Raw genomic sequence first — 26,772 nt, 5'->3', positions numbered from 1 at the left:
CATGCACAGATTGCATCATGGCCCTTCATTATTCTTAGATTAAACGGTTACAGGATCAGGTTTGTCGGAATTGATGCCGTAACGCTTAATGGCCTCTGCCATGCTTGCGGGTTTCATTTCCCCTTCGGCAACCAGGGCTTCAAGCGCCGCGAGGACAATAAACTTGGCATCCACTTCAAAGAAATGGCGCAGACGCTCACGGGTATCGCTTCGGCCATAACCATCGGTTCCCAGCACCACGTAGCGGCCGGGAACATACGGTCTGATTTGATCAGCGTACAGGCGCATGTAATCGGTTGCTGCAATCACGGGACCCTGACGTCCGCTTAACTGCTCCTGAACATACGATTGCTGAGGCTTGGCTTCAGGATTCATGCGATTGTGGCGTTCAACCGCAAGCCCGTCGCGGCGTAATTCATTAAAGCTGGTGACACTCCAGATGTCGGCAGTGACGCCAAAATCCTCTTTAAGCAGGTCGGCAGCCTTAATAACTTCCCTTAAAATGGTGCCGCTTCCCATTAACTGAACATGCAGTTTGCCTTTTTTCTTGCTTTGCTGAAGAAGGTACATGCCTTTGATAATGCCTTCTTCGACATTGGCCGGCATATCCGGATGGGTGTAATTTTCATTCATGACCGTAATGTAATAAAAGACGTTTTCCTGCTTCTGATACATCCGGTGAAGACCATGCTGGATGATCACGGCCAATTCATAGGCATAGGTCGGATCATAGGCAATGCAGTTGGGAATGGTTCCCGCCATCAAATGGCTGTGTCCATCCTGATGCTGCAATCCTTCACCGGCCAGAGTGGTGCGTCCCGCGGTACCACCCAGTAAAAAGCCTCTGGCCTGCATGTCGCCCGCCGCCCAGGCCAAATCGCCAATGCGCTGAAAGCCAAACATGGAGTAGTAAATGTAGAATGGAATCATTGGCAGCTTATTGGAACTGTAGGACGTCGCCGCCGCAATCCAGGAACAGAAAGCGCCTGCTTCATTAATCCCCTCTTCCAGAATCTGACCGTCACGGGCTTCGCGATAATACATCACCTGCTCATGATCCACTGGGGTATACAGCTGTCCAACCGGCGAATAAATACCGATTTGACGGAACAATCCTTCCATACCAAAGGTTCTGCATTCATCAGGCACAATGGGTACAATACGATTGCCTAAGGCTTTATCCTTCAACAAGACAGAAAGAATACGGACAAAGGCCATGGTGGTCGAAATTTCGCGATCCCCTGTACTCTGGGTCACGGATGAAAAAGCAGACAGTTCCGGAATGGGCAAGGATTCGAAAGCGTGGCTTCGCGACGGCAGGTAACCACCCAGCGTCTCACGCTGCTTTTGCAGGTACTTCACTTCGGGGCTGTCGGCCGCCGGACGATAAAAAGGAATTTCGGTGATGTTGTCATCGCTGATGGGGATGCTGAAACGATCACGGAAAGCCCGCAATTGTTCAATGGTCATTTTTTTCTGCTGGTGAGTAATGTTCTGCCCTTCGCCAGCCGCACCCATGCCATAACCCTTAATGGTTTTTGCCAGAATCACCGTGGGAGAACCCTGGTGTTCGACCGCCTGGGCATAAGCCGCATAGACTTTTTGCGGATCGTGACCGCCGCGGTTAAGCCGCCAGATTTCCTCATCTGAAAGGTTCTCAACCATCTTTTTCAATTCGGGATATTGACCAAAAAAGTGTTCGCGGACATAAGCGCCGTTATTGGCTTTATAAGCCTGGTAATCCCCGTCAACGCACTCTTCCATGCGCTTCTGCATAATGCCTGTTTTATCGCGGGCAAATAAGGGATCCCAGCGTCCTCCCCAGATGACTTTAATGACATTCCAGCCAGCGCCGCGGAAGACTCCTTCCAGTTCCTGAATAATTTTGCCGTTGCCACGAACAGGCCCATCCAGGCGCTGCAGGTTGCAGTTTACGACAAAAATCAGGTTATCGAGTTTTTCACGGGCGGCAATGGACAAGGCTCCGACGGATTCGGGTTCATCCATTTCACCATCGCCTAAAAAGGCCCACACTTTTCGCCCTTCCGGTTTTATCAGCCCGCGGTTTTCAAGGTATTTTAAGAAGCGCGCCTGGTAAATGGCCTGCAAAGGGCCTAATCCCATGGATACGGTGGGGAATTGCCAGAAATCGCTCATCAACCAGGGGTGAGGGTAGGAAGACAGACCATCAGCCTCCACTTCCTGGCGGAAATTGGCCAGTTGACTTTCATTTAAGCGGCCTTCAAGAAAGGCTCGTGCATAAATTCCGGGCGACGAATGGCCTTGAATATAAATCAGGTCACCGCCATGCGGTGTGGCATTGGGGCCTTTAAAGAAATAATTGAAGCCTGTCTCGTACAGGGTGGATGAGGAAGCGTACGATGCAATATGGCCGCCCAGCTCCGGCGCATATTTCCCGGCGCGCAACACCATGGCGACAGCATTCCAGCGAATCAGGGCATTGATGCGTTTGCCCACGCCCTCATCGGGAGGCATTTGTTTTTCTTCATCCGGTCTGATGGTATTACGATAAGGCGTATGCACCGCATCACGTAATTTAACACCCTCCGTGCTGGCTTTGCTAACCAGTTCCTGGAGAATGTAGGCCGCACGTTCATTTCCATCATTCAGCAATACCGCTTGCAAGGCATCCAGCCATTCACGTGTTTCAATCGGATCTATATCGTTTATCTTTTCTTGGGACATGGATGTCTTCCTCGTCAATCTATAAAACGTTTAACAAACAGCCGCAGCCTGCAGGCGTTTTTTCACCACCCCTCCACAGGATTGCACGCAGGCCACATAATCGCCGCGGCAATTGCACGTTGTTTTGCGGCATTGTAGTGGATCAAAATAAGAATTCAAATCCCGTTTAATGATTTGCCCATTTACAGCACTTTCATGGAAATAATGATTAAAGTTCTTTGCGGCTGTCTGGAAATTATAGGCGGTGCATTGCGCGCAGTTATTGCGGCACACTTTATTGCAGGCACGGGCTTTCTGTTCACAGGACAGGGTACAGGTTTTGTAATTGGGCTTACCCTGCGGCGTAATTATCGGATGTGAGCAGGCGGCGAGCAGAGCCAGAGCCAGAATTGTCAGTACCACACGAGCCATCGAATTTATCATAGTCAACGCTTCCTCGTTATTATTTAACCCGTTTTACAGCCAGGCAACCAGAGTAAAAAAGGCTAAAAACACCAGGTAAACAATCAGGGCATGTTCAACCAGCGTTTGCGCCTGCGGCAGGGTCACCACGTCATTTTCAGACGTGCGCGCCGCGAGTACCCCTCCCTGTCCAAGGAGTAATTCGTTATTATCAGGCTGTGAAAGAAAATACTGGGTAAAGAAACTGAAGCCTCGTTGGAAATTACCCACCAGCAAATAAAGCAGGACGGTCACACGGGCAGTAATCCAGTCGAGGTAACGGGTTATCGTTGCTGCGGCCACGGCCGTTTGCGCCTGAACCTGGCTTAAAGACAGTAACCGGTACACCAGCACGGCTAAAGGACCCAGTAAAATATACCAGAAAATGACGGCAAACAATTGCCCGTTGACGGCAGTAAAATAATCCCGGGCAGCGGAGTCATCCTCTTCACTGGATTTATCCGAAGCGACGGGGTAAAAGGGATTATTGGGTCCCAGACAGTAGTAAAAAATAACAATGTTCAGCAGCAGATAAATGAACCCAAACAGAATATGGCAGAATAAAAACAACACCAGGCCGATGATTAGGAATGGAGGTAAAATCACCGCCAGAAGCCTTAAGTAGGGATTGGCCAATGCAGAACCTTCCGGCAAACGCTGATTAATGGCGTTAAAATAACGGGTAAACCACGTAAACCGGTTTAGGGAAGCAGCATGAATCAGGTAACGTTCACTAAATAGACACAGTACAATGACCAATAATTTCATGATTAATCCTTCTGCATTTTTTCCGAGAGAGCAATCGGTGTTGGGTATTTCAACACCACGAGGTATGACGACACAATAAACGTTAAAATGGTTGTCGCCTGAATCAGATTGGAGGCAACTTCTGAAATGAGTTTAGTACTTAAGGCAATACTTGCCACCAGCAATGAGAATTCGCTCGCCTGACCGAGACGTATGCCGACCTCCTTGGCAATGGTTTTCTTTTCGCCGGCCCGCTGCAGCAGGAACCAGAAAAACAGGGGTTTAAGCACCAGCATGAGGAAGGACAGGATAATCGCGGGTATAAAAACCTGCGCACCAAAACCGAAATTAAACGTCGCCCCGATGGAGAAAAAGAACATGACCAGGAAAAAATCGCGCAGGGGTTTTAAGCTTTCGGCAATGAACAGGGAGATCGGGCTTGAGGCTAACGCAACGCCGGCGACAAAAGCGCCAATGTCTTCTGACAGTCCCAACTGCTTGGCCAGGAAAGAAAGCCCGAGACACCAACCGATGGAGAGCAGAAAAACGTATTCCTGGGTGCGGTCAAAACGGGCAAGGAGCTTTACCAGGATGTAGCGCTCGACTGCAAAGGCGAACAAGGTCAGCGACGGCAGCGCCACCAGCACCAGAATGAAATCATCCAGGGCCAGACCATTGGCCTGGGCACCGTTAATCATGATAAGGATAATGATTGCGATGACGTCCTGCATCAGCAGAACGCTGATCATCACCTCACCGGTGTGCTGATGATGTAAAATGGTTGTCGGTAACAGTTTAAGCCCGATGATGGTACTGGAAAACATCATCGCCGCACCAAGAATCCAGGACTCGGTTTCGTTAAGACCAAACCAGCGGCCAATGAGGTAAGCAGTCATGGCGAAAACAACGGAACTGACGATTGCAATCCAGGTGATCTTGCGCAGCATATGGACTAAATTCTGCGGCTGCAGGTGAAGGCCCAGCAGAAACAACAGGAAGACAATGCCAATATCGCCGACCTGCTGCACCACGGTTACATCGGAAACCAGGCGCAGGCCCCAGGGGCCTAAAGCCGCTCCTAATAAAATGTAGGCGACCAGCAGGGACTGTTTTGTATACAATACCAGAGTGGAAAAAACCGCTGCTCCGGCAAATATTAAAAAAATTGTATAAAAAACTGACTCATTATGCATAAAGTGAATGCCCTACTGTTCGTGTTGTCTGAAATGAATGGCAATACCCAAAATTGGCATTATAAAAAACACCCGGATGGGAATCTACCTCAACATTATCAGAATCAGGATCTTGGCTGTCCCTAGGATAACACAGATTAGCAAAGACCCAATCCTTTTATCCGCAGGAACGCCTGAGGACATCGGTTGCGGCCGGATCCTGCCGGCGGAACATTTCCTCAAAGAGGCAGAATAGACAATTAATTATCAAGATGATAAAATTTTTGGTTGGTCTATGCCAAAGCAAACTTATTCAGTACAATACAGACCTTTTTGCCCAGAAGCCGAAAGCGCTTGCATCGTTGGCCAGCCAACTCAGGCGTATTTTATTTAAAAATCAGGGAGTATTTCAGTAGATGTCGAACAGTAAAAATCATGGCGTTACGGATGTCATCTCCAAAGGCACAGCCAAGGCCTGGATTGTTTGGGGACTGGGTTGCGTCTTTTACTTCTACGAGTGCCTCCTGCAGGTTTCCCCCAGTGTCATGAGTAACGAATTAATGCGTGATTTTGCTGTGACCAGTCAAACCCTGGGCATTTTATCCGGCATCTATTTTTACTCCTATGCCGCCATGCAATTACCTGGCGGCGTCATGATGGATTATTTCGGCCCGCAAAAACTGCTGACCTTAGCGACCACCATCTGCGCCATCAGCACGATTGCGTTCGGTCTGACCGACAATTTCTTCGCTGCCTGCCTGGCACGACTGATGATTGGTTTTGGCTCCGCTTTCGCCGCCGTAGGCGCCATGAAACTCGCTGCCAACTGGTTTCCGGCTAACCGCTTTGCCCTTCTGACCGGACTGATGGTCACCATCGGCATGCTCGGCGCTATCGGGGGCGAAGCGCCACTGGCTTTATTGATTGATCACTATGGCTGGCGCAAGAGCATGGTCATTATGGGCAGCATTGGCCTGGTCATTGCTGTGCTCATTCTGGTCATTGCCAAAGACGCGCCCGCCAATAAAAAACCTGCCGTCGCGTCGTCTCACGATGAACCCCTGTGGAGCAGCCTGGTTGCCCTCGTTAAGAATAAACAATTATGGCTGGTGGCCATTTACGGCGGGTTGATGTACATGTCCACACCGGTTTTTTGCGGCCTCTGGGGTGTCCCCTTTCTGATGTTTAAAATGGGCCTCGCCAAAGCCACCGCCGCCAATTACATTTCTTTAGTCTTCATCGGCTGGGCTATTGCAAGCCCATTGTGGGGAATCTATTCCAACCGCATCGGCCGCCGCAAACCGCCCATGTACATTGGCGCCGTTGGCGCTCTGATCAGCAGCACCCTGTTCATTTTTGCTCCCATTACCACCGGCTGGCAGATGCAGGCACTGCTGTTCATTTTCGGCCTTTTTTCTTCGGCTTTTCTGCCGGCTTTTGCAGTGGCAAAGGAGCTGTGCAGCCGTCGTTATGTGGCCACCGGTTTAAGTTTTATGAACATGATGAACATGGTGGGTATTGCTTTGGCGCAGCCCATCATCGGCTTTATACTCGATAGGATGTGGCAGGGCGAAGTCGTCAATAAAGTCCGGGTCTACCCTCTTGAGGCTTACCATGTTGCACTGGCTATTCTGCCGGTAGGCATTTTAATTTCATTACTGATTTTACCCAGGATAAAAGAAACCTTTTGTCAAAGTGTTCATGATTAATTAATAGAAAAAGACTATGGCTAAAAAACTTTTTATTAAAACCAATGGCTGCCAGATGAATGAATACGATTCATCCAAAATGGCAGATGTCCTGTTAAATACGCACGGACTTGAAAAAACAGACGTTCTTGACGAGGCCGATGTTATCCTTTTAAACACCTGCTCGATACGCGAAAAAGCCCAGGAAAAAGTCTTTTCGCAGTTAGGTCAATGGCGGGAATACAAAGAGAAAAATCCGCATGTGATTATTGGTGTCGGCGGCTGTGTTGCCAGTCAGGAAGGCGGGGATATCATCAAACGAGCGCCCTATGTCGACATCGTTTTCGGTCCTCAGACGCTGCATCGTCTTCCGGCCCTGCTCGAAGAACGGGCACGGACTAAAAAACCGGTAGTTGATATCAGTTTCCCTGAAATCGAGAAATTCGATCACCTGCCCGCTCCCCGTGCCGAAGGCCCCGTCGCTTTCGTTTCCATCATGGAAGGCTGCAGCAAATACTGCAGTTACTGTGTCGTGCCCTATACCCGGGGTGAGGAAATCAGCCGGCCCTTTGACGATGTCCTTGCTGAGTGTTATCAACTGGCTTCGCAGGGTGTCAGGGAAATTAATCTTCTCGGCCAGAACGTGAATGATTACCGCGGCGTGATGAGTCAGGGCGAAACCGCTGATCTCGCCTTGCTCATTCACTACCTCGCAGCCATTGACGGCATTGGCCGGATCCGCTTCACCACCTCTCACCCGCTTGCCTTCTCAGACAACCTGATCAATGCCTTTGCGGAAGTGCCCGAGCTGGCCAACCACCTGCATCTGCCGGTTCAAAGCGGCTCAGACCGTGTGCTGGCCATGATGAAACGCGGTTACACCGCCCTTGAGTACAAATCAAAAATCAGAAAGCTTCGCAAGGTGAGGCCCGACATCCGCCTGTCCACCGACATCATTGTCGGTTTTCCCGGTGAAACCGACAAAGACTTCCAGGATACGATGGATTTAGTCCATGACATCGGTTTTGATACGTCGTTCAGTTTTATTTACAGTGCCCGTCCGGGCACCCCGGCAGCCAACCTGCCGGACGATACGCCCATGGACGTCAAAAAGCAGCGTCTGCAAATCCTGCAAAACCGGCTTTTGATCAATGCAGCACAATACAGCCAATCCATGGTTGGCAGCACGCAGCGTATCCTTGTTACCGGTCAATCCAAAAAAAATGCTCAACAATTAGCCGGACGCACGGAATGCAACCGCGTCGTTAATTTTGATGGTCCTGGCACCTTAATCGGCCAGTTCGTTCATGTGGACATTTCTGAAGCCCTGCCTAATTCCCTGCGCGGCCGCCTCAGCGTTTCCGAGGCTGCCGTCCCGGCATGAGCGCACTGAACAATGAACTGCGGGTTCCTCGCGATCTGCACGGGCAACGCATTGACGTTGCCTTAGCCAGATTGCTTCCTCTCTATTCCCGCTCCCAATTGAGCCAATGGCTGAAACAGGGACTCATCCAGGTCAATCAGCGTCAATTAAAACCCAAAGACAAGATCATGGAGGGCGATGTCATAACGCTGGCAGTGGATGACGAAGCGCATCAACAGTCCAGTGCGCCCTGCGAGCCGGAATTTATTCCCCTCGATATCGTTTATGAAGACGAGGCTTTGCTGGTGGTGAATAAACAGGCTGGCCTCGTGGTGCATCCGGGTGCCGGAAATCCCAAACACACACTGGTCAACGCCCTGCTGCACCATGCCCCCCAACTGGCCTCGCTCTCGAGAGCCGGCATCGTGCATCGTCTCGACAAAGACACCACCGGCCTCCTGGTTGTCGCGAAAACCCTGCCCGCTCATACCTCGCTGGTACGGCAAATGCAGGAACGTGACATTCAGCGTCGTTACGTGACCCTGGTTCAGGGGCATGTGATAAGCGGTGGGGAAATTGATACTTTTTTTGGCCGACACCCCCGTAATCGTTTGAAAATGGCAGTGCTCAATCAGGGCCGGCAGGCGGTTACCCTGTATACGGTCAAACGGCATTATGACGCGTTCACCCTGCTTGATGTGCAACTGTTAACCGGCCGCACCCATCAGATTCGCGTCCACATGGCGCACATCAATCATCCGGTGGTCGGCGATCCCCTGTACGGCGGACGCACTAAAATACCGGCCGAGATTGCCCCTGAATTACGCGAGGCCCTGCAGTCGTTTAAACGTCAGGCCCTGCATGCCGCCTCCCTGTCGTTTCATCATCCAGAGAACAATGACTTATTGACTTTCACCGCCCCTTTGCCGGATGATTTTCAATCCCTGATAAACAGCTTGGATGAGTACCTTGTCTAATTTAATTGCCGACTGGCCCGCCCCTGCGACAATTCGCGCCCTCACCACATTAAGGCACTCGGGTTTTAGCCAGCCGCCCTATGATCAAAATAACCTGGGTCTTCATGTAGGCGACAACCCTGAGCATGTGCTGCGAAACCGCCGCGAATTGGTAACCAGCCTTCGCCTGCCTGGTGAACCCGCCTGGCTTGACCAGACGCACAGCACCACTTGTGTGGTGATTGAAGAAAACCACAACCGCCGCGCCGATGCCGCCATCACCCGTAATAAACAACAGGTTTTAGCCATCATGACCGCCGATTGCCTCCCTATCCTGCTCTGCAACCGGCAAGGGACGGAAATTGCAGCCATCCACGCCGGCTGGCGTGGTTTGGTTAATGGCATTATTGAAAACACAGTGCAGGCCATGCAGAGTCAGCCAACTGATCTCATGGCCTGGATAGGGCCAGGCATCTGCCAATCCTGTTATGAGGTTGGCGATGACATGCGCGATCAGTTTAAAACCCGTTATGACTTTTCATTGCCCGCTTTTCAAAAAAAGGACAGCAAATGGTTAGCTGATTTACCCGGTTTAGCTGCCCTGGTTTTGGAAAATTTGTCCATTTCTACCGTTTCGAAGTCTAATCTTTGCACTTTTGAGCAAAAAAATGACTTCTATTCCTATCGCCGCGAGCCACAAACAGGTAGAATGGCCACTTTAATTTGGTTCACTTAAACGCTCGGAAAAACTATGTCTCGTAAATTACTTTCATTTCTGACCGGTTTACTTTTCCTTGGCCTGACGGCTTCCGCTGCCGCCGATGATAATAAAACCATCACTACCTTAGCCCCCGTTCTCAAGAACGTGATGCCAGCCATTGTCAACGTCGCTGTCCAGGGGGTTATCCCCGCCGGCCCGCCTGCCGCAGACAATGACGATGACGACAATGAACGCCAGCAGCTCACCCCTGAAAAACCGCGCAAATTTCAAAGCATCGGTTCCGGTGTCATCGTCGATCCCAAAAACGGTGTCATCATTACCAATGATCACGTCATCCGTAACGCCACGCTCATCACCGTGACCTTGAATGACGGCCGCCGTCTCAAGGCAAAATTGATTGGCAGCGACAGTGAAACCGATCTGGCGGTGTTAAAAATCGACGCGAAAAACTTAAAAAGTCTGCCCATTGGTGATTCAGACAAAGCCGAAGTCGGTGATTTTGTGGTCGCCATTGGTAACCCCTTCGGTTTAAACAGCTTCGGCAACAGCCAATCGGCTACTTTCGGCATCATCAGTGCCATGAAGCGCAGCGATTTAAACATCGAAGGCATTGAAAACTTCATCCAGACGGATGCCGCCATTAATCCCGGAAACTCAGGCGGTGCCCTGGTTAACGCCCGCGGTGAACTAATCGGCATTAATACGGCAATTCTCTCGCCCTATGGCGGCAATGTGGGCATCGGCTTTGCCATTCCTGTCAACATGGCGAAAGACGTGGTGCAGCAATTAATCAAATTCGGTTCAATCCATCGCGGCCTGATGGGCATTTTTGTGCAGCATTTAACCCCAGAGCTGGCCCAGGCGATGGGCTATCCTGAAGATTTTCAGGGTGCACTGGTTTCGCAGGTGAATGAAAAATCCCCGGCTGAACGCGCTGGACTGAAACCGGGCGATATCATTACCCAGATCAACAACACTAAAATTACCCAGGCGACCCAGGTCAAAACCACCATCAGCCTGCTGCGTGTGGGCAGTGACGCCAAAATCACGGTTAAGCGCGATGGCAAGGAATTAACCTTAAACGCCGTGGTAACCGACATTAAAAAGCACGAGCAGGAATTGCAGGCCACTAATCCCTTCCTTTACGGTCTTGCTTTAAGGAATTTTGAGCAGGATTCGCCTCTGCATGGTCATGTGGTGGGTATTCAGGTGGTAGGCGCCTCTGAAAGCAGTGCCGGCTGGCGCGCAGGCTTACGTCCTGGCGACATCATCATCAGCGCCAACAAGGAACGCACCCCTAACGTGAAAACCCTGCAAACGATTGCGTCTCAGAAAAAACAACAATTGCTGGTTCAGGTTTTACGTGACGCCGGCGCGTTGTATATTCTAATCATCTAGTCTTAAAGGCGGGCAAGTCGTCAGGCTTGTCCGCCCTCAAAAAAATTAAAAAATTAAGCATCTAACTCTTGACAGAATTCCTCATAAACGACAAAATCACGGCCTCTTGTGGCTATGTAGCTCAGCCGGTTAGAGCGCGGCACTCATAATGCTGAGGTCGGTGGTTCGAGTCCACCCATAGCCACCATTTCCAATCCCTTTCATTCGTTCCATTTTTGCTTCCTGCCCCGTACACGTCTGAATCCAGGTACCTTTATTTAATTAATACCCTGATTATTCAAAAACGCTATTGAAACCTTGTAAATTTGGTTATGATGTCAGAATTGCTTATTTCAGTGTTGCTTGATGCGAAAGATTTTATCATTAATCCTGATTTCATTTGGTTTGGCCTGTGCTTATGCGACAACAGTTGCTATCAAAAACATAGCAATTGATGGACGACCTGCCTACGAGCTCAATGCCGGGCATTTTACCAATGAAAACAGCGCCCTTCAGTTGAAGCTCAAGTTGTCTTCCACACTGAAGCAACCGGTAACCATCGAGCATGACAAAAGTCAAAACGTCTATGTCGTTAAGATTGGCCCGATTGAAGATTATACCGTGGCTCAAAACATCAAGCAGTTGTTAAATCACGAACCCTCATCAACCAGCAATGACACGCCCCCCGCCCAGGCACCGCAACTGACGCCGGGAGAGACAGTAAGCGCTGAGAGAAAATTATGGAATCTTCGCAATGCTGACATCCGTGCCGTCATTGCCGAAGTGTCCCGCGTCACAGGCAAAAATTTCATTATTGATCCGCGTGTCCAGGGAAAAATTTCCATTGTCTCTTCAACGCCGATGTCCAATAAAGAACTCTATCAGGTCTTTCTGTCCGTGCTGCAGGTTTCTGGTTACGCGGCCATTCCCAGCGGCGACGTCATCAAGATTATCCCCAACATCGATGCCAAGACTGTCTCGTCTGATTTATTAAGCCAGATGCGCCACCCGCCGCGTGGCGATGACATGATGGTGGAAGTCATACCCGTGCGTTATGTACCCGCCGAACAACTGGTGCCTGTGTTGCGTCCCCTGATGCCGCAATGGAGCAGCATCTCTGCCTATGCGCCATCCAACATGCTGATCCTTTCCGGGCGTGCAAGCAATATTAAAAGTCTTGCGAACATCATCAAACAGGTCGACAGCTCGTCCGCCAATGACATTGACATGGTCAGACTGCGGCACGCCCTGGCCATGGATGTGGCAGCGACCCTGAAAGATTTAATCAAATCGCAAACCGGCAGCGGCCATGCGCAAACCATGATTGCCGCCGATGATCGCAGCAACGCCATCCTAATCAGCGGCAGCCGTACCGAACGCATTAAACTGCGCCTGCTGATTGCCGGCCTCGATCGGCAGAGTCCTAACGGCACCAACAGCAATACTCAGGTTGTATATTTAAATTATTTACGGGCGGAGGATTTGGTTCCCATCCTCGCAGGAATTGCTCAGGCGAATTTCAGCGGCAACGTGGGCACGACCATCGGCACAATTACCCGTCCTGAACTGGACAGCACCAATCCAGCCTCTAACCTCGTGAACAATTCATCCTCCGGGGGTTATGGCGGCAACAGCGGCGGCATGACGCAACCGGCTCAACCGGCGGCGGCCAATCCGGCAGCAACGCCCAATACCACCGGTGCCAGCACTCAAAGTGAGGGGTCGACTAAGCCCACGGTGCAGATTATTGCCGAACCCAATACCAACTCCATCATTCTCAATGCGCCGGCAAGTTTAATCCGCATTCTAAAAGGCGTCATTCATCAATTGGATATTCGCCCGGCGCAATTATTGATTGAAGCGCTGGTGGCTGAAGTGGATGCCAGTGACGTCAACAGTCTGGGTATTGAGTGGGGAACCAATCAGCAGACCGGCGATCCAGGTGATTTTCGTCCAGGGTTTGCCATCATTAACAACCAGACCACCATTGATGATTTTCAGGCCCAGATTTATGCCCTGGCACGCAAGCGCAAGGCTAATATTCTGTCCACGCCGTCCGTCGTTGTTTTGGATAATCGCCAGGCAAAAATTTTAGTCGGTAGACAGGTGTCCGTGGCCTCCACCACCTACCCCAACAACGCCGGCGGCACCACGACGGCAAGCCCCTATGTCACCTTTGATCGGGTGAACGTCGCCCTGCACCTGTATGTTCGTCCGCAAATCACGCGCGGCGAGGGCATCCAGTTACAGATTGATCAGGGCAACGACACCGTGGACCCAGCCAGCACACTGGATACGACTAACCCGGTCTTTAAAATCAGCAGCATTGTCACCTCGGTTCATGTGGAAAGCGGTGACATTGTGGTGCTCGGCGGTTTAACCCAGGACAGTCTGGGTAATGATGATAACCGTCTGCCGATCCTGGGTGATATTCCAGGCATTGGCCGTCTTTTCCAGCACAATATCCGCAACCGCGAAAAGCGCGTGCTCATGGTCTTTATCCGTCCTATCATTTTAAGAACGGAAGCGGATGCAGTGCACTTAAGCGGCGGCAAGTACAATGACTTACGGCAGTCGCAGCTCGATTTCCTCCGCTCTCAGGAAACGTATCACAAACATGATGATGAAACCGTGCTGCCGCCCCTGAAGTCCGCGGATTTACCGCGGCCATTCCAGAATCGCCTGGTTCAACGCAGCACCACTGTAGTCACGACGAAATAGCAATGGACGAATCCAAAAACATCAAGCGATTACCCTATGGTTTTGCCAAAAACCATGGGCTGGTTGCTGTCACCAACGATGAGGAGACACTGCTTTACCACCTCCCCAATTTGTCGCTGACAGCGCTGGCTGAAGCGAAACGCCTATTACAGCACAGGTTGACACTTCAGGAAGTCAGCGAACACGAATTTCAACAGCATCTGGCGCAATGCTATCAATCGCAATCGTCTGTTCTTGATGCAGCCATCGACATGGAAGGCGATTTTGATCTCTCGCAATTTGCGGATCAACTCTCCAACAGCGAGGATTTGCTGGATAACAAGGATGACGCCCCGATTATCCGCCTGATCAATGCCCTGTTTACCCAGGCCATTAAACAGAAGGCCTCGGATATTCACATTGAAACCTACGAAAACCGGGTGATTGCCCGCAACCGCATTGACGGGGTTCTTCATGAAGTGCTGGAAATCCAGCGTGCTATCGCGCCGCTGCTCATTTCCCGCGTCAAAGTCATGGCTAAACTGGATATTGCTGAAAAGCGCATTCCTCAGGATGGCCGTATTGCCCTTCGCATCGGCGGCCATAATATTGATGTGCGGGTATCCACCCTGCCATCCAATTATGGTGAGCGTATCGTACTCAGGATCCTGGACAAACAGGCAGCGCAACTGGATTTAAACCTGCTCGGCATGCCCGAAAGCACCCTGAACATTATCCGGCGCATGATTGCCGAACCCCATGGCATTATTCTATTAACCGGTCCCACCGGCTCCGGTAAAACCACGTCGCTTTATGCCATGCTGACCGAATTAAACGAAGTCAGCCGCAATATCCTTACCATTGAAGATCCGATTGAGTACGATTTACCCGGCATTGGTCAGACCCAGGTCAACACCAAAGTGGAAATGACCTTTGCCAAAGGGTTGCGCGCGATTTTACGTCAGGATCCGGATGTGGTGATGATCGGGGAGATCCGCGATCTGGAAACGGCTGAAATCGCGGTGCAGGCGAGTCTTACCGGCCATCTGGTGCTTTCGACCCTGCATACCAACAGTGCGCTGGGCGCCATTACCCGTCTGCGTGACATGGGTGTTGAATCTTTTCTGCTCTCATCCAGTCTGGTTGGACTTATCGCACAGCGTCTGGTGAGAAAACTATGCTCCTTTTGCAAAGTGCCGCATGAGCTCAGGGATGATGAACTTGAATTGATGAATCTCCCTAAAAATTCCGAAAAAATCACAGTCTATGAACCCAAAGGTTGTGCGGAGTGCAATAACTTAGGCTATCGCGGCAGAACCGGGATTTATGAATTGATTGAAATCGACGAGACCTTACGGCGAATGATTCACCGCGACGAGAATCTTCAGATCCTTGAGGATTACCTGCGCCCCAATAATCCCAGCATCCGTCAAGACGGTTTTAAACGCGTACTGGTGGGCGATACATCCCTGGCTGAAATTCTGCGCGTGACCAGTCAGCACTAATCCTCTTCTTCAAACAGACGAATCGCATTGGGCTGTGTCTCCATGACGAATAGTTTCTCCGCTTGAGGAGGAACAGCGACAGCAGCCGGAGGTGTTGCCTGAGCGACCGGGGTGAGCTGCGAAACAATCAGGTCGTTGCTTAAATCAAGATTTTCTTCCACCACCTCTGCCGTACCGGGATTCAGCGCGGACGCTTTTAACAGGCGCCTGGTTTTTGATTCAATGAAGTACATGACATCATCGACGATATCAAGCCCCTGAGGCTCTGAAAGATTGCTGACCAATACTTCTTTAATGCGTGGATTAGCCAGCGAAATGCGGCTGATTTTCCCGCTGTTGACCATACCTGTGGTCGTCTGCCCTAACTCAACGACATAGACATAGCCCTGGTAAATTTTAAGCTTCGTCGGCGCAGCCAACCCTGAGGCAAAGGACTCGACCACGACATTACTGGATTCAATGCCGCCATTGTGAGAAATTTTAACAATCGTACCCTCCAGTAAACTGGCCGCCAGATAATACTCCCCCCCATTGTTTTCTACCCGCACGGTGGAGGAGGGTTGCTTATACCATAATCCGGTGTAGTCACCAGTCAGTGTTTGATCATGGATGGAATAATCTGCCCGATTAAGGACTAGAATATTACCCAGAAACATGTCGGTTAATATGATTTTCCCTTCCTGACTGTCATCGAGGGTTAAACTGGTGGCGTGAAAATTAAGATTGGTAAGGCCTGAATTAAAATCTGAAAACACAAAGCGGCTTTCAAGACTGGCATCCTTGGCATTGAATTCCTTAACCGATGCAAGATCAGTAACATACAGGGAACGCCGATCCGAATCATAGGCAAAATCCCACATTTGCGCTACCGGCGAATCAAACAGAATCTCCGTTGTACGGGTAGCGACATCAATTTCAAAAATCTGATTCTGATTATTGGTGACGTAGACTTTATCGCCTGAGCGATCCAGCGTTAGATTATCAAGACCGGGTGGAAGCGTTGCCAACAACACGGTTTCTTCGCGCAAGGGATCATGCCGGTAAACATGGCCGGTACGTCTTCCGATAAAATAGACCAGACCATCCCGGTCTACTTTCACAGCAGCCGGTTTATCAATGTTTTCAACCAGCGGGGTCACTACCCCGGTTTCCACATTAATGACAACAATTTGGCCATGCACCACATCGGGTGCATAAAGCAACCCATCCGGGCCAAACTGAAATGAATTCAGCCATCGTCCTTCCGGTAAAAACGGCAATAAGGGGATAGGACGCGGCAAGGATCCCCGCCAATCCAGTTCATAAAGATTATACGGATCAAATCCTGCAACATACAGGCGATCATCCTGACGTCGATAGGCAATGCCGTCTACGCCCAGCAGGCTGGGACCAAAGGTAGCCTTGTACAGGCCCGTTTCCGGTAATAATTGAAAGGCCTCCATATTGGATTGAACCACACTGCCATTATTAAGTACGGTAATAACCCGGCCATCCAGAAAACTGCTGATGGCAATCCCTCCCGGGACATCACGTGAGGGATTTGGCGGAATAAGAGTCAAATCCAGAGGAAAACTGCTCACTTCACTCAGGGTATAAAACACGCCCTCAAATTGTTTTTCAATCACATTAAACAACCGGATGACTTTAGGGGCTGATGCCGTCAGTAATTGATTATTATTGCGGGTCGAAAGGCCATAAGACCCTTTGGTTTCTTCAGTTGACTGCAGAAAAAGGGAGGTGCTGCGGGTTTGCGCCGCTGCTTGATGAACAGGCCATACAGCCAGGAGGCTGATGAAAACTAAAAGACAAAGCCTTAACCGCGCTCTGCTGGCGAGTCGATTCAGAAAAAAATGGGTGACGTCACTACAGGGCTTATCAGCAATAATCATTACTTTGAGCTCCCGGACTTAAAAAGAATCTTCGTTTAATCAACGATAAACTAACTATAGCCCAAGAGCCCTGATTGTGCTTAATCGCTGACTTTTCGCCAGGTTGTCCCCTGCGGGCCGTCTAATAACTCGATTCCTGACTTAGCCAATGAATCCCGGATTTCATCAGCACGGGCCCAGTTCTTGTTAGCGCGTGCCTGCAGACGTTCCTGAATCAATTGTTCAATGCCCTCCTTGTCTTCTTCATTCAAACCAGCCTGCAGGAAATCCAGGGGATTGGATTGCATGAGCCCTAACACACCGGCTAAATGCTTAAGTGTTAAAGCCAGTTGCGGATCGCGGGTTTTATTGACTTCATGACTGAGATCAAATAACACAGACAAGGCTACAGGGGTATTGAAATCGTCATTCATGGCTGCGGCGAACGCTGCTTCCCATTTTTCATGCAGGGTCAACGAGTCATCCCAGTGAATGTCTTTGATGGATTGATAAAGTCGCGCCAACGCCTTGCGGGCATTATGCAGATTCTCTTCGGAATAATTCAGGGGACTGCGGTAATGACTGCTTAACAGGAAATAGCGGATCGCTTCCGCATGGTGTTTTTTCAAGACATCCTGAATCGTGAAAAAATTCCCGACTGATTTCGCCATCTTCTCATTATTAACCTGCAGCATGCCGACGTGCAGCCAATAATTGGCAAACGGTTTTTCGCTGGCTGCCTCGCTCTGGGCAATTTCATTTTCGTGATGCGGGAACTGCAAATCCAGGCCGCCGCCATGAATATCAAATTGTTCGCCCAATTCCTGCATCGCCATGGCAGAACATTCAATATGCCAGCCTGGGCGGCCATCACCCCAGGGTGAAGGCCAGCTGGGTTCTGAGGCTTTGGCTTTCTTCCACAGCACAAAATCAAGCGGCGAGCGCTTTTCCCTGACAACGTCGATGCGCGCCCCGGCAATTAAGTTCTCAATTTCTTTATTGGACAGTTTGCCATAGGCTTCAAAACGCTCAACCTCAAAACAGACATCGCCATTGTCGCTGACGTAGGCAAAGCCTTTTGCCATCAAACGTTCGATTAGGCGAATAATGGCTTCAATATGGGCCGTAGCACGAGGCTCCACATCGGGCGGCAGAATATTCAGGGCACGGGCATCTTCATGCATGGCTTCAATGTAAAGGGATGTCAGCTGATCAATCGGCATGTGCCGCTCATTAGCGCGGACAATGATTTTATCATCAATGTCGGTAATGTTTCTGACATACGTCACGTCATAACCTTCAGCACGCAGAAAACGGACCATGACATCAAAGGCCACCATGGAACGGGCATGGCCTAAATGACAACGGTCATACACCGTAATGCCGCAGGCATACAAGCCGATTTTTCCCGGATGAATGGGTACAAATTGTTCTTTTTTTCGGGTCAGTGAATTGTATAAATATAACATGCCTTCCTCTTAGCTCGTTTTGCCCCAGGTATCCTTTAGTCCGACAATGCGGTGAAAGGCCATGACCTTATGATTTTCCACCTCGTTGACGCAATAATACCCTAACCGTTCAAACTGGAAGGTTTCCCCCACAGGTTGTTTCGCCAGCGAGGGTTCGCAAAATCCCTCACGAACCTGTAAGGAATCCTTATTAAGGAATTGCAGGAAATCCTCCTCGCGCGCCGGGTTCGCGTCATTAAATAACCGATCGTATTGATGGATTTTAACCGGGTAAGCGTGTTGACTCGACACCCAGTGAATCACCCCTTTCACTTTGCGATCAGGCGGGTTTTTGCCTAAGGTGTCTGGATCATAGGTACAGCGTACTTCGATAATCTGCCCGTTATCATCATGAATAACCTGATTGGCACGGATAACATAGGCATTACGCAAACGCACTTCCCGCCCCGGTGCTAAACGGAAATAATCCTTGGGCGGATCTTCCATAAAGTCGGAGCACTCAATGTAAAGCTCGCGACTGAATGGCAGCGTGCGGCTTCCGGCATTGGCATCCTGAGGATGGAAAGCCGCGGTTAACTCTTCAACCTGATCGACAGGGTAATTGTCAATGACGATTTTAAGCGGCTCCAGCACACAGAGCGCACGTTTCGACACTTTATTTAATTCATCCCGAACACATTCTTCGAGCAGGGACATGTCAATGACTGAATCGCTGCGGGAGATACCGATCATTTCACAAAATTGGCGTATAGCCGCCGGTGGATAGCCGCGTTTACGCATGCCCCGCAAAGTCGGCAGACGCGGATCATCCCAGCCGGAGACTATTTTTTTCTCAACCAGTTCGCGTAATTTGCGTTTACTGGTCACCGTATGGGAAAGGTTTAAGCGGGCGAACTCCGTCTGCACGGGGCGGGCAGGCACCGGCAGGTTTTCAATGAACCAGTCATACAATGGGCGGTGATCCTGGAACTCCAGGGTACACAGGGAGTGCGTGATATGCTCCAGGGCATCGGAGATGGGGTGCGCATAATCGTACATGGGGTAAATGCACCACTCGTCACCCGTGCGCTGATGGCTGGCATGGCGTATGCGATATAAAACCGGATCGCGCATGTTCACATTACCCGACTGCATGTCGATGCGCGCTCTAAGCACATGGGCGCCATCAGGGAACTCCCCGGCTTTCATCCGTTCAAACAAATCAAGATTTTCCTCCATGGACCGATTACGGTAAGGGCTCTCTTTACCTGGCATCTGCAATGTGCCGCGGTAAGAGCGGATTTCGTCCATGCTTAAGCTGTCAACATAGGCTTTCCCTGCCTTGATCAACAGCACCGCGTAATCATAGAGTTGTTGATAATAGTCTGAGGAATGCGTCATGTCGCACCACTCAAAGCCCAGCCATTTCACATCGTCGATGATGGCATTGACAAATTCTTCTTCTTCCTTAATGGGATTGGTATCGTCAAATCGAAGATAGCAACGCCCTTTGAATTCCTCGGCAAGACCAAAATTCAGGCAGATGGATTTGGCATGGCCTACGTGAAGGTAACCATTGGGCTCCGGCGGAAAACGGGTCACGACTTGTTGATGTTTGCCGCTGGCTAATTCGTCGGTAATCAACTGGCGTATAAAATGGGCTCTTTTTTCACTGCTTTCTGTCATGTTTTTATCCATTATTCATCGATGGCGCGGCGCATGTCTGCAATCAGAGTCACGCCTTGTAAAATGTAATCGTCCTTACGCTTATAACTGTCGAAGAGGCGTTCCACCAGCGCAGCTCCCACAATCACTCCGTCGGCAAAATCGGCCACCTGAGCGGCCATGTCTGCCGTTTTAATACCAAATCCTACCATAAGCGGCAAGCGGGTTTGCGATTGACGATGCTGATAGTGTTTTCTGACCTCATCCAGGGCAAAGCTGCTGGCGCCGGTTACCCCTTTTAAGGACACGTAATAAAGATAACCCTGCGCGAAGCGATTGATGCGATCCATGCGTTCATCGCTGGTAGTCGGTGAGCAGAGATAAATCATATAAAGCCCTGACTCACGCCAGATTCCAGCAACCTCTTCACTTTCTTCGGGCGGCAAATCCACTAAAATGGTGCCATCCACACCCGCTGCTTTCGCCTCACGGGCGAAACGCTCATAGCCATGAATTTCCACCGGATTAACATACCCCATCAGAATGATGGGCGTGGTGACATCCTTTTGGCGAAATTCTGTCACGTACTGCAAAACCGTTTTCAAGGTCGTGCCGTTTTGCAACGAACGCTCCATAGCCGCCTGAATCACCGGCCCCTCCGCCATGGGATCGGAGAAAGGGATACCGATCTCGAGAATATCAGCGCCAGCATTGACCAGCGCGTGCATCAACTCCACGGTTCTTTCAGGCTGCAAATCCCCGGCCGTGATATAAGGGCTTAAGGCTTTTTTATTGCTGTTTTGCAATCGTTTTAAACATGCATCAATTCGATTCATTACGTCCTGCCTGCGTTAAATGGTCAGATTGTCAATCGCGGCAATGGTATGCATGTCTTTGTCGCCGCGTCCCGACAAATTGACAATGATTCGTTGGTTAGGCGCCATGGTCTTTGCCAGCTTCATGGCATACGCCACCGCATGACTGGATTCCAGTGCCGGAATAATGCCTTCTGTCCGTGTCAGGGTACGGAATGCCTGAAGGGCCTCTTCATCGGTGATGGGCACGTACTGGACACGGCCCTGATCTTTTAGATAGGCATGCTCAGGCCCCACGCCGGGATAATCAAGCCCTGCGGAGATGGAGTGAGTGTCTTTGATTTGGCCGTTTTCATCACACAGCAGGTAAGTGCGGTTGCCATGCAGGACGCCGGGTTTACCTGCAATCAATGAAGCAGCGTGTTCACCGCTTTCAATCCCTTTGCCCGCCGCTTCGACGCCATAAATGGCGACAGACTCATCATCCAGGAAAGGATAAAACAGCCCCATGGCATTCGAACCGCCCCCCACACAGGCCACCAGCGCATCCGGCAGAGCACCGGTTTTTTCAAGCATTTGCGCACGGGCTTCACGGCCAATCACAGCCTGAAAATCACGGACAATCTGCGGATAAGGATGGGGACCTGCCACGGTGCCGATAATGTAGAAGGTGTTGTCGATGTTACTTACCCAATCGCGCATGGCTTCATTCAGGGCATCTTTCAGGGTTTTGGAACCGGCGGTGACTGGCACCACCTCAGCACCCAAAAGTTTCATTCGATAAACATTGCTGGCCTGGCGTTTGATGTCTTCCGAGCCCATGTACACGACACATTCAAGACCCAGTTTGGCTGCCACCGTGGCGGAAGCCACGCCATGCTGGCCGGCACCGGTTTCAGCGATGATGCGGGTCTTGCCCATGCGCTTGGCCAATAACCCCTGTCCCACGGTATTGTTGATTTTATGTGCGCCGGTATGATTAAGATCTTCGCGCTTTAAATAGATACCTGCCCCGCCCAGTTGTCTGCTCAACCGTTCTGCATGGTATAAGGGGGTAGCTCGACCGACATAATCCTTCAATTCTGACGTCAGTTCCGCCAGAAAATCAGGATCCAAACGGTATTTTTCATAGGCTGTCTTTAACTGCTGCAAAGCCTGCATTAAGGTATCGGCAACAAACACACCGCCATACGGGCCAAAATGGCCGTGTTCATCAGGAAGATCGCTGAAACGCATCTACATGTCTCCTAAGGCCTGAACAAATAATTTCATTTGATGATGATCTTTAATTCCGGGGGCCGATTCAATGCCGCTGCACACATCCACCGCATAGGGGCGATAAATGCTGACCGCTTCCCTGACATTGCCGGCATGCAGCCCGCCCGCCATGATCACCGCTTTATCGAGCAATGGAGGAATGGTACGCCAATCAAACACCTTGCCGCTGCCGCCGCGGGAATCGCAAGGCGTATCAAGCAGGATAGCCCTGGCGGCGGTATAATGGTCTGCAGCCCTTACAATCGCCTCCGCAGAAACCGCCGGAATAGCCTTGATGTAGGGAAAGGCAAACTGCTCACAAAACTCAGGGGATTCATCGCCATGAAACTGCAGGCATTGAATCGGTAATTTTCTCACAATTTCATCAACCAGTGCCGTCTTCGGATTAACGACCACAGCGACGGCGCTCATCAACGGAGGCATCGCCTGCATCAATTCATAGGCCTGCTGGATTGAAATAGACCGCTTGCTTCGGTCATAAAAAATAAACCCCGCCGCATCCGCTCCGATTGCTGCCGCCTGCCGGACCTCGTCCTCGCGGGTCATACCGCACATCTTTATTCTTATGCGATTTGAGGTCAATCAACGCTCTCCAAGAAACAAAGGTCCGGGTGCCATTTGCATCACGCCGTACTCCTTGGGATAAGTAACCGCTACCAGATAAAGGCCATAAGGCGGTGCGGTTTCTGCGCCAAGGCGCCTGTCGCGGGCCAGAAGCACTTCTTTTACCCACTCTACCGGCTTTTTGCCGGAACCCACGGCAATGAGCACGCCGGCAATGTTTCTCACCATGTGATGAAGAAAGGCATTGGCGGTAATGTCAATGACGATTAAATCACCCATACGTGCCACCTGCAATTGATGCACGTTGCGCATCGGCGTATTGGATTGGCATTCGACGGAACGAAACGAAGTAAAATCATTTTCACCGACTAAGTATTTGCTGGCCTCCGCCATCAATTGATGGTCTAAGAGCCGATACTGCCAGGTCACATTCCCCCTCAGCAGAGCAGGGCGTATCGATGCATTGTAAATAATGTAACGGTAACGGCGAGACAAGGCTGAGTAACGCGCGTTGAATTCATCCGGCATTTCCCGCCCCCACTTTACGCAGACGTCTTTGGGTAAAAACGAATTGGCGCCGTGAATCCAGGAACGAATGGTTCGTTCCTTGTCGCAATCAAAATGGATAATCTGGTTGGTTGCATGGACGCCTGTATCCGTCCTGCCTGCACAAACAACGCTAATCGGACAATCAGCGACTCTTGACAGCGCTGATTCGATAACTTGCTGAACGGTATGCAGGCCAGTTTGTGCTTGCCAGCCATGGTACTGGCATCCATCGTATTCAACCCCTAAGGCAATACGCATCACTATTCCTGCCCAAAAGGGTCAATGTATAACACCAGCCCGCGTTTGTCCAGTCTGCTTCCGTGAAAGGTGAACCTCACGAACACGATTATTTTTTATCCATTTCATCCAGCAGTTTCTGAGCTTCCGCGCGTTGTTTTTTATTACCGAATTCGACGATTTCCTGCAGGGACTGCCTGGCAGCCTCATGATCATCCATACTAAGGTAAGTTTTCGCCAAAGCCATCAGGGTATCCAGGGCTTTTTTACTTTTCACCAGCTTCTGTTCTTCAGCCGAGCTCTTACTTTCTTCCGATTCATCGGCTACCTCATCAGCCTCAACAGGGAGGTCGGCTACAGAATCATCCCCACTAAACTCAGCCTCGAAGTTAAATTCATTATCCCCCTCGTTTGCCGCGGCAAACGGCTCATCGTCTGCTTCCGGGTTGTCGAGCGCGATGGTGTCAAATTCATAGTCATCTTTCTGACTGGCTTTAGTGGATTTTCCAGGCTTTTGTTCTGGTTCCGGTTTAAGCGGTGCGGCGTTAACGTCGTCTGGTTTCTCTTCCTCGGCAGGGTTGTCAAAATGGATGACCGGGCCTTCCTCATTGGCCTCCTCGTCAAATTTTAGCAGTTCGTCTATCTCAGGCGATTCGATGGTTTGGCTTTCGGCCTTTTCAGGTTTGAGTCTTTCCGGTTCGTAATGCAAACCAGCCTCAAAATCCAGAGCATGATCATCCCTTGTCTCCACCTCAGGTAAGGCCGCCTTTTCCTCTGCCTTTGTTTCAATGGGGGTTGAAATAAAATCAAGTCCATCCTCCGCAGCCTGCTCCACTTCCTCAGAAACCGTTTGCTTTTGCTTGTTCTCTTCCACCATTTTTTCAAGACTGGGTTCAAAATCAAGCACAAAATGGTCGGATTCGGAAGTTTCCTCTTGAATGGGTGCAGGTTCTTCTTCAGCGGGCGTCTCCGGTTGCTTTGCCTCATGCACCTGACTGTCTATACCCACCACCTCGACGGGGTAATCGGCCGCGGTTTTCAGCAGATCACTTAAAGGCCGCTTGAATTCTTTTTTCTCAGACGCCTTTTCCGCTTCGTCAGCAACAGCAGCAGGCTCTTCGGTCAACTCGTAGGCGAGAGGCTCTTCATTATCATGAATGGCCATCGGCGGTTCCGGCTGTACAGGCTCTTTCACAACGGCAGGACTTTCAATGGCTTGTTCAGCCACCGTCTCGTTGACATCAGGTCTCGTTTCGTCCAGGGCACTTGCCGCGGCCGGCTCCTCCGCCGGGGAGCTGTCTGTCGGCTCCACACTGACTGCAGCCGGTTCAATGGCTGCCTGGTGAATGATTAATGCGTCTTTGGATTTGGATTTGGATTTAGACCGGGGTTTGTCGGTGGTTGTTTTATCGCCATCGCTCAAAGCGCCGGTAGAGTCTGCCGGGCTTTCGGTGTCCTCTGAGCGCTCGGGCTCAATGGCCTGAGTCTGCAGCAGCGGCTTGACGGGTAGAGGAGGTATATCCTGATTCGGATGATCATCCGGCTCCGACAGGGAATTGCGGCGGTTTGCTTTTTGTTTCAGGAAAAGCCAGGTAAAAGCGCCGAGGCCACCGGCAGCCAGTATCAACAACAGGTAAATCCATAAATTGGATGAATCGTCTTCAGTCTGCATCTGGCTTGTCTGGGCGGCAATGGCCTGGCGCTGCTTGAGCAGTAATGCCATTTGTTCGCGCAGTTGCCTGATGTCCTCATCGCGCTTGCTCATTTGTTCCTGCAGCGCTTTATTGTTCTTCTCCAGGGATTGCAGTTGGTTTTTCAATTGCGAGTTAACCAGACGCATGGAATCAATGGCTGCATTCGTCACGTCCATCTCCGCCTTCATGGCTGAATCCGGTTTAACCGGCTGCTTGCCGGCAGCCGCCGGCTTTTTGCTGTCTTCCGCCGACATGAGTGAATCCGCGGTGGAGAAGATATCCGTAAAAGCATTGCCCTGGGTGGTTTTTTGCTGATTAAAGACCGGCGCCTGGGGAATATTGGAGGGACTTGCACCCGTGGCTGGATTGGTTATAGGCTTGGTCGATGACTGGTTGTCGAACTGTGACGTGCCAGCAACGCCATCAATGTAAGGCGGCAACAGCACATGTTTAATTTCTTCCTTGTTTCGCCAGGCCAGATCATGGGCCTCCACCTCGCCTCGCGCCAGGTCTTCCGGCACTTTCTTCACTTCATCGCTTGAGGGAATACGCAAACGCTCGCCGGTTTTCAACCCGTTCAGATTGCCTTGGGTAAAGGCCTGAGAGTTGGTTCCCACAATGGCTAAGATGACCTGTTGAATGGTTGTATCCGGCGTGGTGTAGCGCTGGGCAATCTGCCAGATGCTTTCATTAGCAACGGTGGGACCATACGTGGCCTCCTTACGGAATTTGCTGCTCTCGGAACCCTGCTCGACCACATGCGAATAGGAAGGCTTGTCAACCACACCCGGCTCACTGGCATACGTTTTAAGTTTGACCGGGGAGCCCGTGGCTTTTATCCCGCCATTTAGCTGATAACCCGGAGGATCAAGCAACACCGTGTACGCCCGGTAAAGCTGGCCATTGGCCCAGGTTAAATCGACGACAATTTCAAGAAAGGGTTCAACGATGCGCTCATGGGAGGAAATAAAAATGACCGGCTGCCCATGCTCATTTTTCTTGATTTCAAAACGCAGCAGGGTCAATATCTCATTGCGATCGAGGCCAATGCGCGCAAAGTCCTCCACCGAGGCCAGGCGGGCTTTGATGCCGGCGAGAGGGATATCGACATCGATCAGTTGAATTTCCGCTTTGAAAGGCTGATTCAGGGAGGATTCAACCGTCATGTCGCCCATGCCGAGTGAAAATGCAGCAAAGGGTAAAGATGCCATTATCGCGACATACAACCGTGTCTTATTCAATTGGCGCTCCCTGCATGAACAATCTAACCTTTTAATT

At 50.6% G+C, this 26,772-nt stretch carries 19 protein-coding genes and 1 tRNA gene; 8 read left to right on the top strand and 12 right to left on the bottom strand.

Going from position 1 to position 26,772, the window contains the following annotated elements; all coding sequences use genetic code 11:
• Positions 1 to 39 precede the first annotated feature (39 nt).
• Genes aceE through Lrub_RS06845 form a run of 4 tightly spaced genes read right to left on the bottom strand, consistent with a single transcriptional unit; the run spans position 40 to position 5,087 of the window.
• Positions 40 to 2,706, bottom strand: a complete 2,667-nt coding sequence (gene aceE / locus Lrub_RS06860) for a pyruvate dehydrogenase (acetyl-transferring), homodimeric type (protein ID WP_058531419.1) — start codon at positions 2,704 to 2,706, stop codon at positions 40 to 42.
• 30 nt (positions 2,707 to 2,736) lie between these two features.
• Positions 2,737 to 3,129, bottom strand: coding sequence for an acyltransferase (locus tag Lrub_RS06855; RefSeq protein ID WP_133134136.1), 393 nt, complete (start codon positions 3,127 to 3,129; stop codon positions 2,737 to 2,739).
• A 33-nt stretch (positions 3,130 to 3,162) separates the two neighbouring features.
• Positions 3,163 to 3,915, bottom strand: a complete 753-nt coding sequence (locus tag Lrub_RS06850; RefSeq protein WP_058531417.1) for a hypothetical protein — start codon at positions 3,913 to 3,915, stop codon at positions 3,163 to 3,165.
• A 2-nt stretch (positions 3,916 to 3,917) separates the two neighbouring features.
• A complete protein-coding gene (locus Lrub_RS06845) occupies positions 3,918 to 5,087 on the bottom strand; it encodes a cation:proton antiporter (protein WP_058531416.1) in 1,170 nt (389 codons plus the stop codon).
• 395 nt (positions 5,088 to 5,482) lie between these two features.
• On the opposite strand from Lrub_RS06845, the gene Lrub_RS06835 reads away from it, so the two are divergent.
• The 8 genes from Lrub_RS06835 to lspE all read left to right on the top strand — a co-directional run bounded on the left by Lrub_RS06835 (position 5,483) and on the right by lspE (position 15,376).
• Complete coding sequence (locus Lrub_RS06835; protein ID WP_058531414.1) at positions 5,483 to 6,775, top strand: MFS transporter; 1,293 nt, start codon at positions 5,483 to 5,485, stop codon at positions 6,773 to 6,775.
• A gap of 16 nt (positions 6,776 to 6,791) precedes the next feature.
• Positions 6,792 to 8,138, top strand: coding sequence for a tRNA (N6-isopentenyl adenosine(37)-C2)-methylthiotransferase MiaB (gene miaB / locus Lrub_RS06830; RefSeq protein ID WP_058531413.1), 1,347 nt, complete (start codon positions 6,792 to 6,794; stop codon positions 8,136 to 8,138).
• A complete protein-coding gene (rluD, locus tag Lrub_RS06825; RefSeq protein WP_058531412.1) occupies positions 8,135 to 9,094 on the top strand; it encodes a 23S rRNA pseudouridine(1911/1915/1917) synthase RluD in 960 nt (319 codons plus the stop codon). Before miaB ends, rluD begins: the two co-directional genes overlap by 4 nt.
• Positions 9,087 to 9,809 carry a peptidoglycan editing factor PgeF gene (gene pgeF, locus Lrub_RS06820; RefSeq protein ID WP_058531574.1) on the top strand — a complete coding sequence of 241 codons (723 nt, stop codon included), beginning with the start codon at positions 9,087 to 9,089 and terminating at the stop codon, positions 9,807 to 9,809. Before rluD ends, pgeF begins: the two co-directional genes overlap by 8 nt.
• A gap of 15 nt (positions 9,810 to 9,824) precedes the next feature.
• The gene (locus tag Lrub_RS06815; protein ID WP_058531411.1) at positions 9,825 to 11,192 is read left to right on the top strand and encodes a Do family serine endopeptidase; all 1,368 of its coding nucleotides are present in this window, start codon (positions 9,825 to 9,827) and stop codon (positions 11,190 to 11,192) included.
• A 110-nt stretch (positions 11,193 to 11,302) separates the two neighbouring features.
• Positions 11,303 to 11,379, top strand: a tRNA-Met gene (locus Lrub_RS06810).
• 158 nt (positions 11,380 to 11,537) lie between these two features.
• Positions 11,538 to 13,892 carry a GspD family T2SS secretin variant LspD gene (gene lspD, locus Lrub_RS06805; protein ID WP_058531410.1) on the top strand — a complete coding sequence of 785 codons (2,355 nt, stop codon included), beginning with the start codon at positions 11,538 to 11,540 and terminating at the stop codon, positions 13,890 to 13,892.
• Between the two features lie 2 nt (positions 13,893 to 13,894).
• On the top strand, positions 13,895 to 15,376 hold the full coding sequence (gene lspE / locus Lrub_RS06800; RefSeq protein WP_058531409.1) for a GspE family T2SS ATPase variant LspE: 1,482 nt from the start codon (positions 13,895 to 13,897) through the stop codon (positions 15,374 to 15,376).
• Here the strand turns inward: lspE and Lrub_RS06795 are convergent.
• The 8 genes from Lrub_RS06795 to Lrub_RS06760 form a co-directional block, all read right to left on the bottom strand.
• Entirely contained in the window at positions 15,373 to 17,265 is a 1,893-nt protein-coding gene (locus tag Lrub_RS06795; protein WP_058531408.1) for an NHL repeat-containing protein, read from the bottom strand. The genes lspE and Lrub_RS06795 overlap by 4 nt on opposite strands.
• A gap of 80 nt (positions 17,266 to 17,345) precedes the next feature.
• Positions 17,346 to 18,713, bottom strand: a complete 1,368-nt coding sequence (gene cysS, locus Lrub_RS06790; RefSeq protein WP_058531407.1) for a cysteine--tRNA ligase — start codon at positions 18,711 to 18,713, stop codon at positions 17,346 to 17,348.
• A 9-nt stretch (positions 18,714 to 18,722) separates the two neighbouring features.
• Complete coding sequence (locus tag Lrub_RS06785; RefSeq protein WP_058531573.1) at positions 18,723 to 20,378, bottom strand: glutamine--tRNA ligase/YqeY domain fusion protein; 1,656 nt, start codon at positions 20,376 to 20,378, stop codon at positions 18,723 to 18,725.
• 11 nt (positions 20,379 to 20,389) lie between these two features.
• Positions 20,390 to 21,193, bottom strand: coding sequence for a tryptophan synthase subunit alpha (gene trpA, locus Lrub_RS06780; protein WP_058531406.1), 804 nt, complete (start codon positions 21,191 to 21,193; stop codon positions 20,390 to 20,392).
• A 15-nt stretch (positions 21,194 to 21,208) separates the two neighbouring features.
• The gene (gene trpB, locus Lrub_RS06775; protein WP_058531405.1) at positions 21,209 to 22,408 is read right to left on the bottom strand and encodes a tryptophan synthase subunit beta; all 1,200 of its coding nucleotides are present in this window, start codon (positions 22,406 to 22,408) and stop codon (positions 21,209 to 21,211) included.
• Positions 22,409 to 23,032 carry a phosphoribosylanthranilate isomerase gene (locus Lrub_RS06770; RefSeq protein WP_058531404.1) on the bottom strand — a complete coding sequence of 208 codons (624 nt, stop codon included), beginning with the start codon at positions 23,030 to 23,032 and terminating at the stop codon, positions 22,409 to 22,411.
• Entirely contained in the window at positions 23,033 to 23,821 is a 789-nt protein-coding gene (gene truA, locus Lrub_RS06765; RefSeq protein ID WP_058531403.1) for a tRNA pseudouridine(38-40) synthase TruA, read from the bottom strand.
• Between the two features lie 88 nt (positions 23,822 to 23,909).
• The gene (locus tag Lrub_RS06760) at positions 23,910 to 26,735 is read right to left on the bottom strand and encodes a FimV/HubP family polar landmark protein (RefSeq protein ID WP_133134135.1); all 2,826 of its coding nucleotides are present in this window, start codon (positions 26,733 to 26,735) and stop codon (positions 23,910 to 23,912) included.
• Between the last annotated feature and the right edge of the window lie 37 nt (positions 26,736 to 26,772).

The organism is Legionella rubrilucens, from assembly GCF_001468125.1.
Taxonomy (GTDB): domain Bacteria; phylum Pseudomonadota; class Gammaproteobacteria; order Legionellales; family Legionellaceae; genus Legionella_C; species Legionella_C rubrilucens.
This window is presented reverse-complemented; position numbering and strand designations above follow the sequence as displayed.

Coding starts and splice junctions, on each gene's coding strand:
- aceE (WP_058531419.1), bottom strand. CDS start 2,706: ATGTCCCAAGAAAAGATAAACGATATAGATCCGATTGAAACACGTGAA.
- Lrub_RS06855 (WP_133134136.1), bottom strand. CDS start 3,129: ATGATAAATTCGATGGCTCGTGTGGTACTGACAATTCTGGCTCTGGCT.
- Lrub_RS06850 (WP_058531417.1), bottom strand. CDS start 3,915: ATGAAATTATTGGTCATTGTACTGTGTCTATTTAGTGAACGTTACCTG.
- Lrub_RS06845 (WP_058531416.1), bottom strand. CDS start 5,087: ATGCATAATGAGTCAGTTTTTTATACAATTTTTTTAATATTTGCCGGA.
- Lrub_RS06835 (WP_058531414.1), top strand. CDS start 5,483: ATGTCGAACAGTAAAAATCATGGCGTTACGGATGTCATCTCCAAAGGC.
- miaB (WP_058531413.1), top strand. CDS start 6,792: ATGGCTAAAAAACTTTTTATTAAAACCAATGGCTGCCAGATGAATGAA.
- rluD (WP_058531412.1), top strand. CDS start 8,135: ATGAGCGCACTGAACAATGAACTGCGGGTTCCTCGCGATCTGCACGGG.
- Lrub_RS06815 (WP_058531411.1), top strand. CDS start 9,825: ATGTCTCGTAAATTACTTTCATTTCTGACCGGTTTACTTTTCCTTGGC.
- lspD (WP_058531410.1), top strand. CDS start 11,538: ATGCGAAAGATTTTATCATTAATCCTGATTTCATTTGGTTTGGCCTGT.
- lspE (WP_058531409.1), top strand. CDS start 13,895: ATGGACGAATCCAAAAACATCAAGCGATTACCCTATGGTTTTGCCAAA.
- Lrub_RS06795 (WP_058531408.1), bottom strand. CDS start 17,265: ATGATTATTGCTGATAAGCCCTGTAGTGACGTCACCCATTTTTTTCTG.
- cysS (WP_058531407.1), bottom strand. CDS start 18,713: ATGTTATATTTATACAATTCACTGACCCGAAAAAAAGAACAATTTGTA.
- Lrub_RS06785 (WP_058531573.1), bottom strand. CDS start 20,378: ATGACAGAAAGCAGTGAAAAAAGAGCCCATTTTATACGCCAGTTGATT.
- trpA (WP_058531406.1), bottom strand. CDS start 21,193: ATGAATCGAATTGATGCATGTTTAAAACGATTGCAAAACAGCAATAAA.
- trpB (WP_058531405.1), bottom strand. CDS start 22,408: ATGCGTTTCAGCGATCTTCCTGATGAACACGGCCATTTTGGCCCGTAT.
- truA (WP_058531403.1), bottom strand. CDS start 23,821: ATGCGTATTGCCTTAGGGGTTGAATACGATGGATGCCAGTACCATGGC.